The organism is Devosia sp. Soil_C_22 (assembly GCF_057657195.1).
This window is the reverse complement of sequence record NZ_JBDGIY010000001.1, coordinates 3350254-3358802: the sequence shown is the minus strand read 5'-3', so window position 1 is coordinate 3358802 and position 8549 is coordinate 3350254. Positions and strand designations below refer to the sequence as shown.

The following is an 8549-nucleotide window of genomic DNA, read 5'->3' as shown; positions in this document are numbered from 1 at the left end:
CTTCATGGTCGGCATCATCGCTTCGACCTGCGCGTCGATCTCCTGCCAGGGTACGGTGATCTCGCCCTGCTGGTGCGAGACCGACAAGCCCAGCAGCAGCGCGCGCACCGACTGGCCGACCATGGCCGACGAGATTTCCGCCGAGACGAGCTCCATCAGCCGGTCGACCTGCGTCGAGCGGATGGCGCTGGCCGTGACCAGCAGCTTCTCGCCCCGCTGGATGGCGGCCAGCTGGGATGAGGGGTTGAGCAGAGCGGCGTCGCGCTCGAGCCGGGTCATGCGCTGGCCGAAATCGGACTCGAAGAACTGGCTTAGCGTCGCCTGCTCGGCGTCGGAGAGCCTGCCCTCCAGCGCCTGCGCCAGCCGCTTGTGCAGCAGCTCGGCGTTGAACACGGTGAGCGCCACCGCCTCCCAATGCTCGAGGAAGATCTTGTCGCGCGAGATATCCTCGCTGCGCGCGGAGGATGCGATCGTCGCGGCGAACTGGCTGAACACCACGTCGAGCGCGGTCGCGCGCATCAGGTCGGCGACCTGCAGATGCGGGGCCTGGGTGAGCTGCGGAGCGGCGGCAACCGGGGGCAAGGCAACCGGCGCCAGCGCGAACAGCGCGGCCGTCAACATCCGGACAAGCATTCGACGCCTCCCTTGCTCACCCATAAGAAGCCTAGCGCAGCCGCAAACCCGCCGCTATCACCCGTGTTGGTCTGCGGCACAGCGTTGCCACAATAGCGCCAACAGGGGAGACGAGGAATGCAATTCACCCGTCTGGGCCATACCGGCCTCGAAGTCAGCCGCATCTGCCTCGGATGCATGTCGTTCGGCGAGCCCAATCGTGGCGCGCACGAGTGGACGCTCGACGAGGAAAAGAGCCGGCCGATCCTGCGCGCCGCCTGGGAAGCCGGGATCAATTTTTACGACACCGCCAACGTCTATTCGCTGGGCTCGAGCGAGGAGATCGTCGGCCGGGCGCTCAAGGAGTTCGGGCGCCGCGACGAGCAGGTGATCGCTACCAAGGTCAATGGCGAGATGAGCAAGGGCCCGAACGGGCGCGGGCTCAGCCGCAAGGCGATCCTCCAGGAAATCGACAATTCGCTGCGCCGGCTCGGTACCGACTATGTCGATCTCTACCAGATCCACCGCTTCGATCCGCTGACCCCGATCGAGGAGACCCTGGAGGCGCTGAACGACGTGGTGCGCGCCGGCAAGGCCCGCTATATCGGCGCGTCGTCGATGGCGGCGTGGCAGTTCCTCAAGATGATCATGACGTCGCAAAAGCAGGGCTGGGCGACGTTCGTTTCGATGCAGAACCAGCTCAACCTGCTCGAGCGCGAGGAAGAGCGCGAAATGCTGCCGCTCTGCGTCGACCAGGGCATCGGCGTCATCCCGTGGTCGCCGCTGGCGCGCGGCAAGCTCACCCGGCCATGGGGCGAGAGCACGTTCCGCACCGAGACCGATCAGTACGGCAAGATGCTCTACCAAAAGGCCGAGGACGCGAACCGCGCCATCAACGGCGCGGTCGGCGAGATCGCGGCGGCGCGCGGGGCCAAGATGGCACAGGTCGCACTCGCCTGGGTGCTGCAGAAGCAGCCGGTGACGGCTCCGATCGTCGGCGTCACCAAGCTCGAGCAGCTGCAGGACGCGGTGGCGGCGCTGGACGTCAAGCTCAGCCCCGAGGAGATCGCCCGCCTCGAAGGGCCCTACCAGCCGACCGGCGAACGCAGCTTCGCCTGACGCTCAGAGCGGCTCGCGGATGACCGAAGGGGCCGAGCGCTTCTCGGGGCCGTGGGTCACCGCCTCGATATTGTTGCCATCGGGGTCGAGCACGAAGGCGGCGTAATAGCCAGGGTGATAGTTCCGTTCACCCGGTGCGCCATTGTCGGTGCCGCCGGCCGCGAGCGCCGCCTCGTAGAAGCGCTGCACCATGGCTTCGTCGCGCGCCTGGAAGGCGAGATGGACATGCGAATGCGTCTGCCCTTCGCCCGGCAGGCTGACATAGAGCTCGTCGGCCTGGAAGGCGTAGGACGACAGGTTGCCCGGCGGCAGCTCCAGCGCCTCGAGCACGGCGGCGTAGAATTTCGCCGACCGGTCGAGATCGGCGACATTGATATGCACGTGATCGAGCAGGCGTCCGGCATGAAACTGCATCGCGGTCTCCTCTTGTCCTAAAGTGAACAAATGAGGAACGAATGTCAACGGGACTCTGCGCGGCCAATTATTCGCGGAGTCATTCCCGCTAAAGCGGGAACCTCTGTTTTCGGTCGTGCGGCCAAACGAAGATCCCCGCTTTCGCGGGGATGACCAGGTGGTTGAAATGCCCCGCTCCGAACACACAACAAAGAGCCGGCCGCTGCATCGCGGCCGGCGCTAAAAATGCAATGCCGTCAGCCTTATTCGGCCTTGTCGGCGCTGTCGGAATTCAGCTGGCCGTATTTCTCGACGCCGATCGAGTTGAGCAGCTGCAGCTGGCTCTCGAGGAAGTCGATATGGCCTTCCTCGTCGGCAAGCAGCTCCTCGAACAGGTTCTTGCTCACATAGTCGCCGAGCGACTCGCAGAGCTCGCGGCTGGCCTTGTAGGCCTTGCGCGCGTCATACTCGCCGGCGAGGTCGGCCTCGAGCACTTCCTTGATGGTCTGGCCGATACGCAGCGGCGCGATGCGCTGCAGGTTCGGATGGCCCTCGAGGAAGATGATGCGCTCGATCAGCTTGTCGGCGTGGTGCATTTCTTCGATCGACTCGGCGCGCTCCTTGGCGGCGAGCTTGGTGTAGCCCCAGTCAGAAAGAATGCGGAAGTGCACCCAGTACTGGTTCACGGCTCCCAGTTCGAGGAAAAGGGCCTCGTTAAGCCGCTCGATGACCTGTGCTTCGCCTTTCATTCCGACCTCCTTGGCGTTTACGACGCATGGCCGAAAGCCGCGCATGAACCGGGTGGGGTTCGGCGGGCTTGTCGGTCATCTGGAGGTGGTACTCTTCGGTCACGGCGAGAATAATGTCCACCACATTCGGCACGCAACCGGCGCATTTGCAGCGCTTGTTGAGCTCTCGGTAGACCATGGCCGGCACGATGATCTGCCAGGGGTCCTCGCGGAGCAGGCCGACGATGATCTGCTTGATCTCGCGGTCGGTAATCACATTGCACTGGCAGACGAGCATAGACGCGGCATTCCGAAGACGGGCGCATAGAGCGCCGCTAAAACCTGATTGTCAATGTCAGCGATTGTCGCGCACGGGCAAGTGACATCGCGACGTCACGGCGAGAGGTGGAAGGCCGGAACGGTCTGGCGCAGGGCCTCGGCTCGGCTATGATCGCAGCGAAGCAGAAGGGTGAGGGCCATGAGCGGAAAAACAAGGGTGCTGGTCGGTGCGCTGATCGCGCTTTGCGCAACCCCGGCGCTGGCGGGCGAGACATTCGACGCCTGTGCCGCCCAGGCCGCCAGCCAGTGGGAGCCGGACTATGGCGAGATCGGTGTTTCCACCACAGCAATGGATGCCCCCGCAGCGATAACCGCCTGCCTCGCGGCGCTCGAGGTCGAGCCGGATTCGCTGCCGCTCAAGGCATGGCTCGGCCGCGCCTATGACGCCAACGGCGAGCAGGAGGCGGCGATTCCTTATCTCGAGGAAGCAGCCGAGGGCGGTAACCTGCTGGCGCAGACCATTTTCGGCGACCTGCTGATCGTCGGCGACGGCATCACTGCGGACATGACGCGCGGCGCCGGCCTGCTGCGGCAGGCGGCCGATGCCGGCTTCGCGCCGGCCGAGGACAGCCTCGGGCTTTCCTACGACTATGGCGAGGGCGTAGAGCAGGACCATGTCGAGGCGAGCCGGCTCTATCGCCGCGCCGCCCTGCAGGGGCTGCCGCGCGCCATGGCCAACCTCGGCTCGCTCTATGCCGAGGGGCTCGGTGTCGACCAGGATTATGTGGCGGCGGCCGCCTGGTACCAGCGCGGCGCCGATGCCGGCGACGAGCGGGCACAGTACAACCTGGGTACGCTCTACGAGGACGGCTATCTCGGACCGGTCGACTACCCCAGGGCCGCGGCGCTCTACGAGGCGTCGGCGGCGCAGGGCTACGGCCCGGCGCAGAACGCCATCGGCTATCTCAAGCAATATGGCTATGGCACCGAGGCCGACCCGGACGCTGCCGCGGTGTTCTACCAGCAGGCTGCGGACCAGGGCATTGCGCAGGCGCAGTTCAACCTGGGCTACGTCTACGAAGACGGCATCGGGGTGGAGCAGGATCCGGCCAAGGCTCGCCAACTCTACCGGCAGGCCGCCGACAACGGCCACACCGATGCGGCGGTGAACCTGGGCCTCATGTATCTCGAAGGCGATGGCGGCGAGCCCGACTACACCAAGGGCTTCAGTTTCACCCAGCAGGCGGCCACGGCCGGCAATGCCATCGGGCTCAACAATATGGGGCACATCTACGAGCAGGGGTTGGGCGTCACCGCCGACCGCAAGATGGCGCTCGATTTCTATCAGCAGTCGGCCGCGCTGGGCTACGAGACGGCGATCGAGAACCGAAGCCGACTCGAGGCCGAGCTCAATGCTCCAACCGTTACTCCGGGCGTCGAGCCGTACGGGCCGAGCAAGATCGCCAACTAGCGGACGGCGAAGGGCTCGGCCCCTCACCCTTACCCTCTCCCCGGAGGGGAGAGGGGACGCAAGACCACGGACAGTGCCACATCGCCCCCTCTCCCCTCTGGGGAGAGGGCCGGGGTGAGGGGCCGGCCCCAGAAACCCTCACCCGTGCTCCTTCTCGCGTCGGCTGGCCAGCACGGCGACTGAGGCGGCAAGTCGGTGGGCGCTCGAGAAGAACTCGCGGTGGATGAGGAAGCCGACCGTGATGAGGCTGGTGGCGATCGCCAGCCACTCGCTGGCGAACCAGGCGACCATCGGCACGGCGAAGTAATAGGCGCGGATGCCGTTGTTGAAGTTCTTGGCAGCCAGCGAGTTGAGCTGCGCGATGCCGTCGATCTCCTCGGCCGAGGTGTGCCCGTCATGGTCGATCGCGCCGAGCAGGATGCAGAAATGGTTGAACTGCCGGAGCGCCAGCGTAAACGAGAAAAAGCTCAGCACGAAGATCGAGAGGCTGGCGAACAGGTGGATCTGGACGTTCTGGATCGAATGGCTGGAGCGGATGCCGACGGTTTCGAGCGTCTCCATCAGCGGCGTCAGGTTGCCGAAGGCGGTGAACACCGCCAGCACCAGCAGCACCGAGGTCGAGGCGAGAAAGCTCACCGAGCCCATCAGGTTGCCCGACAGGATGGCATCGAGCGGGCTTTCGCGCTGCACGGCGTTGGCCACCCAGCGCCGCCGTTGCATCGACATGATCACCGATAGCGAGGGCCGGCGCCGTTCGAGCAGCGGCACGCCATAATTGTAGAGGAACCAGCACAGCAGCGGAAACAGCGAGGCGACATAGGTCATGCGCCGGGACCCCTTGGCGAATCGGTGTCCCTTTATACCGCCGCTGTGTCGCCGACGCTCAGAGGAAGGGCGGCGACAGCAGGTTCGCGAACAGCATGGTGTCGGCCGGGTCGCGCGGAAAGCGCGGGTCTTCCGGCTTGTCGTCGGGTTTGCCTGGCTCGGATCTGGTGAGGCGCAGCTCGGGGCCGAAGAACGGCTTCTGGCGATCGTCGCCTTCCGGATAATCCTCGCGCGGGGTGAGGATCCCAATGAAATGCATCATGCCCGTCTCCTCTCGGATGACCGGCCCCGCCGCCACAGGGGAGGGACGGCGGAGCCGAAGTGACGCCGGACAGGGAGGAGTGAGCCCGGCGGATGAGGAGAGCATGACAAACTCTATCAAGCTGGTCGAGAATTGAGATGCTACGCCGAGGCGGATTGAGGGAAAGAGTATTTCAGGGGTGGTGGCCACTCTTATCCTCCCCCGCGGGGCGGGGGAGGGGGACCAGCGAAGCTGGTGGAGGGGGCGGGCAGAGGCGCCGGAGCGCGTGGCTCACCCCCACCCACCCGCTACGCGGGTCCCCCCTCCCCACAAGGGGGAGGGAAGTCGTGCCCTATCCTCTGCCTCGGATTTCCCTCCCCTTGATGGGGAGGGGAGTGAAGCTTGGCAGCTTGCTGCCTAGCGCAACTGGGTGGGGTGGAGCCCTACGCGCCGCTGCTCAGAGCGTGCGGGCATACCGCATGAAGATCTGCTGGATCCCCGCCAGCACCTCTTCCGACAGCGTCACGTCCGCCGCCGCGATATTGGCCTTCAGCTGCTCCATCGTCGTCGCGCCGATGATCACCGAGGTCATGAACGGCTTGGTCAGGCAGAAGGCGATGGCCATCTGGTTGACGTCGAGCCCATGCGCCCTGGCCAGCTCGATATAGGCGCGGATCGCCGGCTCGGTATACTGGTTGTTGCGATAGGCCGAGCCCGACACGGCGCCGCGCGTGCCCGGCGGCAGCACGCCGCCGAGATACTTGCCGCTGATCGCGCCAGCCGCCAGCGGGGAGTAGGCGAGCAGGCCCACATCCTCGTGGTAGGCGAGCTCGGCGAGGTCGAGGTCGTAGTAGCGGCGCAGGAAGTTGTATTCGTTCTGGATGGTGGCGACGCGCGGCAGGCCGAGCTCCATCGACAGCTTCAGGTACTGCATGGTGCCCCAGGCGGTCTCGTTGGAGAGGCCGAAATGGAGGATCTTGCCCTCACGCACCAGCTCGCCCATCGTCTGCAGCACTTCGAGCATGTTGGGCAGCACGGCCGCCTTGTCCTGCTTGTAGGGATTGTAGTCCCACGAGCCCTCGAAATGGTAATGCCCCCGGCGCGGCCAGTGGATCTGGTAGAGGTCGATGCGGTCGGTCTTCAGCCGGCGGAGGCTCCCCTCGACCGCCTCGCGTACGCCCGCGGCATCGATGCCGCGGCCCCCGCGCACCCACGGACGGCCGCCGCCGGCGACCTTGCTGGCGAGGACGATCTGGTCGCGCTTGCCGGTCTTTTCGAACCAGGTGCCGATGATCTCCTCGGTCTTGCCATAGGTCGAGGCATCGGGCGGCACGGCGTACATCTCGGCCGTATCGAAGAAGTTGATGCCGTGCTCGATGGCGTAGTCCATCTGCGCATGGCCGTCGGCCTCGGTGTTCTGCTTGCCCCAGGTCATGGTGCCCAGGCAGATTTCGGAGACCTGCACATTGGTGCGGCCCAGCGTCTTCATCTTCATTCGGAATGCCCTCTCGATGCGGCGCGAACCCTAGTGCAATTCGCCGCTCAAAAGGAACGGCCAATTGCCCTAGACTTTTGTTTGGTCGCGCTTCCGAACCAGAAAACCGTCACCACTTTTCCTGGAAGCGCTCCGCATTGTCCTCACGACAATGAGACAATCCCCACGGTTGCGTCCAAAAGTCGGATCGTAGAGATTTGCCGGCCACGCCACAGGGGTTCGATTTGCCCAAGCTTTTTCGTGCCGCCGCCATTGCCGCCTCGCTACTGTTCGCACTGCCGGGGCTGGCGCAGGAAACCGAGCCCGACCGCATCGCCAGGATGACGCTGCCCGAGCTCTCGACGCTCGCCGAAACCATCATCGGCAGCGTCGGGCAGGATGTGCGCCGGCTCGAGCCGGCGGCGCGGCGACGCGACTGCGCGGAGCTCACCCGCGCCTTCAACGGCTTCAACCTCGCCTATGAAATGCTCGGCCATGCCGATGCCGCCCTGGAGGGCCGACCGCCGCGCGAGGCGCTGCCGGTCAAGATCAAGCTGGTCCAGTCGCGCGTCATCACCTTCGCTTCGCGCGTGCGCGCCGAGGAGTGGCACACGCGCATGTGCCGCGCCTATGTGGCCACCGGCGAACAGGCGGGCGATGTCCGCTACGCCAAGCCCAAGCCGGTCGCCATGAGCGAGTTCACGCAGGCGGCGATCGAGGCCCGCCAGGCAGCCGAAGCCAATCTCGCCACCATCATGGCGGCGGGGGCGAGCAAGAAATGCGAGAATGTGCGCTCGGCCATGCAGTCGGTCGAGCTGTTCATCCCCTATCTCGAAAAGCTGGCGCTCGATATTTCCAAGCGTCCGCAAGCCATGGGCCCGCTGGCGAGCCGGCGAGCGCTGGAAGCGGCGCGCAACCAGCTGGTCGGCACGGCCAATCGCCTGTTCAACGAGGTCGGCCGCAGTTGCATGGCCCCCGCGCCGCCGCCGGCGCCCGAGGCTCCGGCGGAAGAGCCGGCGCCGAGAGCCGGCCCGGTGTCGCCACTGCCGCGCTCGAGCGGACCGTCCTTCCTTGCCTCGGCATGATGGTTCAAAAAACTGTCACGCCACGCGCTTTTTGGCCTTGAGATAGCATCGATCACCCCCTATATACGCCCTGCGTCGCGGCGATGGCCGCCTTGAAACGGCGCAATCAATCTCAGGATTGAATCTGACGCGGGGTGGAGCAGCCCGGTAGCTCGTCAGGCTCATAACCTGAAGGTCACAGGTTCAAATCCTGTCCCCGCAACCAATCCGAGATTGACGAAAGCCCCGCGAAAGCGGGGCTTTCGCTTTTTAGCACCGCTGCAGCCCGTGGCAGGCTTTCTGTCACGGTTTCCATCCTCGCCGACATGCGTTACATAAGCGG

10 protein-coding genes and 1 tRNA gene (1 of these 11 running past the window's edge) are annotated in these 8549 nt (G+C 65.3%); 4 read left to right on the top strand and 7 right to left on the bottom strand.

All coding sequences use genetic code 11. From position 1 onward, the window contains the following. Positions 1 to 633 carry the 5' portion of a hypothetical protein gene (locus tag AC3A6I_RS16265; protein ID WP_487544801.1) on the bottom strand. The gene continues 213 nt to the left of window position 1, outside the view, so only the first 633 of its 846 coding nucleotides appear in the window; it begins with the start codon at positions 631 to 633; its stop codon lies off the left edge, out of view. A gap of 117 nt (positions 634 to 750) precedes the next feature. Here AC3A6I_RS16265 and AC3A6I_RS16260 point away from each other — a divergent pair, with 117 nt between their 5' ends. After that, the gene (locus AC3A6I_RS16260; protein ID WP_487544800.1) at positions 751 to 1731 is read left to right on the top strand and encodes an aldo/keto reductase; all 981 of its coding nucleotides are present in this window, start codon (positions 751 to 753) and stop codon (positions 1729 to 1731) included. Positions 1732 to 1734: 3 nt separating this feature from the next. Here the strand turns inward: AC3A6I_RS16260 and AC3A6I_RS16255 are convergent, their stop codons facing one another. From AC3A6I_RS16255 to AC3A6I_RS16245, 3 genes are all read right to left on the bottom strand, one after another. Further along, positions 1735 to 2145: a VOC family protein gene (locus AC3A6I_RS16255; RefSeq protein ID WP_487544798.1), complete on the bottom strand. Its 411-nt coding sequence runs from the start codon at positions 2143 to 2145 to the stop codon at positions 1735 to 1737. Between the two features lie 242 nt (positions 2146 to 2387). Continuing rightward, complete coding sequence (gene bfr, locus AC3A6I_RS16250) at positions 2388 to 2873, bottom strand: bacterioferritin (RefSeq protein ID WP_487544797.1); 486 nt, start codon at positions 2871 to 2873, stop codon at positions 2388 to 2390. Next, entirely contained in the window at positions 2839 to 3150 is a 312-nt protein-coding gene (locus AC3A6I_RS16245; protein ID WP_487544796.1) for a (2Fe-2S)-binding protein, read from the bottom strand. Before AC3A6I_RS16245 ends, bfr begins: the two co-directional genes overlap by 35 nt. A gap of 180 nt (positions 3151 to 3330) precedes the next feature. Between AC3A6I_RS16245 and AC3A6I_RS16240 the strand changes: the two genes are divergently transcribed. Then, complete coding sequence (locus AC3A6I_RS16240) at positions 3331 to 4602, top strand: tetratricopeptide repeat protein (RefSeq protein ID WP_487544794.1); 1272 nt, start codon at positions 3331 to 3333, stop codon at positions 4600 to 4602. Between the two features lie 138 nt (positions 4603 to 4740). On the opposite strand, the gene AC3A6I_RS16235 is transcribed toward AC3A6I_RS16240, so the two are convergent. The 3 genes from AC3A6I_RS16235 to AC3A6I_RS16225 form a co-directional block, all read right to left on the bottom strand. After that, complete coding sequence (locus tag AC3A6I_RS16235) at positions 4741 to 5427, bottom strand: DUF599 domain-containing protein (protein WP_487544793.1); 687 nt, start codon at positions 5425 to 5427, stop codon at positions 4741 to 4743. A gap of 58 nt (positions 5428 to 5485) precedes the next feature. Then, complete coding sequence (locus AC3A6I_RS16230) at positions 5486 to 5689, bottom strand: hypothetical protein (protein WP_487544791.1); 204 nt, start codon at positions 5687 to 5689, stop codon at positions 5486 to 5488. A 436-nt stretch (positions 5690 to 6125) separates the two neighbouring features. Then, complete coding sequence (locus AC3A6I_RS16225; RefSeq protein WP_487544790.1) at positions 6126 to 7163, bottom strand: aldo/keto reductase; 1038 nt, start codon at positions 7161 to 7163, stop codon at positions 6126 to 6128. A 224-nt stretch (positions 7164 to 7387) separates the two neighbouring features. Between AC3A6I_RS16225 and AC3A6I_RS16220 the strand changes: the two genes are divergently transcribed. Then, complete coding sequence (locus AC3A6I_RS16220) at positions 7388 to 8227, top strand: hypothetical protein (protein ID WP_487544789.1); 840 nt, start codon at positions 7388 to 7390, stop codon at positions 8225 to 8227. A 128-nt stretch (positions 8228 to 8355) separates the two neighbouring features. Then, a tRNA-Met gene (locus AC3A6I_RS16215) sits at positions 8356 to 8432 on the top strand. Positions 8433 to 8549 lie beyond the last annotated feature (117 nt).

Excerpts from the sequence above, each read along its gene's own strand:
- AC3A6I_RS16260 (WP_487544800.1), top strand. The coding sequence starts at position 751 with ATGCAATTCACCCGTCTGGGCCATACCGGCCTCGAAGTCAGCCGCATC.
- AC3A6I_RS16255 (WP_487544798.1), bottom strand. The coding sequence starts at position 2,145 with ATGCAGTTTCATGCCGGACGCCTGCTCGATCACGTGCATATCAATGTC.
- bfr (WP_487544797.1), bottom strand. The coding sequence starts at position 2,873 with ATGAAAGGCGAAGCACAGGTCATCGAGCGGCTTAACGAGGCCCTTTTC.
- AC3A6I_RS16245 (WP_487544796.1), bottom strand. The coding sequence starts at position 3,150 with ATGCTCGTCTGCCAGTGCAATGTGATTACCGACCGCGAGATCAAGCAG.
- AC3A6I_RS16240 (WP_487544794.1), top strand. The coding sequence starts at position 3,331 with ATGAGCGGAAAAACAAGGGTGCTGGTCGGTGCGCTGATCGCGCTTTGC.
- AC3A6I_RS16235 (WP_487544793.1), bottom strand. The coding sequence starts at position 5,427 with ATGACCTATGTCGCCTCGCTGTTTCCGCTGCTGTGCTGGTTCCTCTAC.
- AC3A6I_RS16230 (WP_487544791.1), bottom strand. The coding sequence starts at position 5,689 with ATGATGCATTTCATTGGGATCCTCACCCCGCGCGAGGATTATCCGGAA.
- AC3A6I_RS16225 (WP_487544790.1), bottom strand. The coding sequence starts at position 7,163 with ATGAAGATGAAGACGCTGGGCCGCACCAATGTGCAGGTCTCCGAAATC.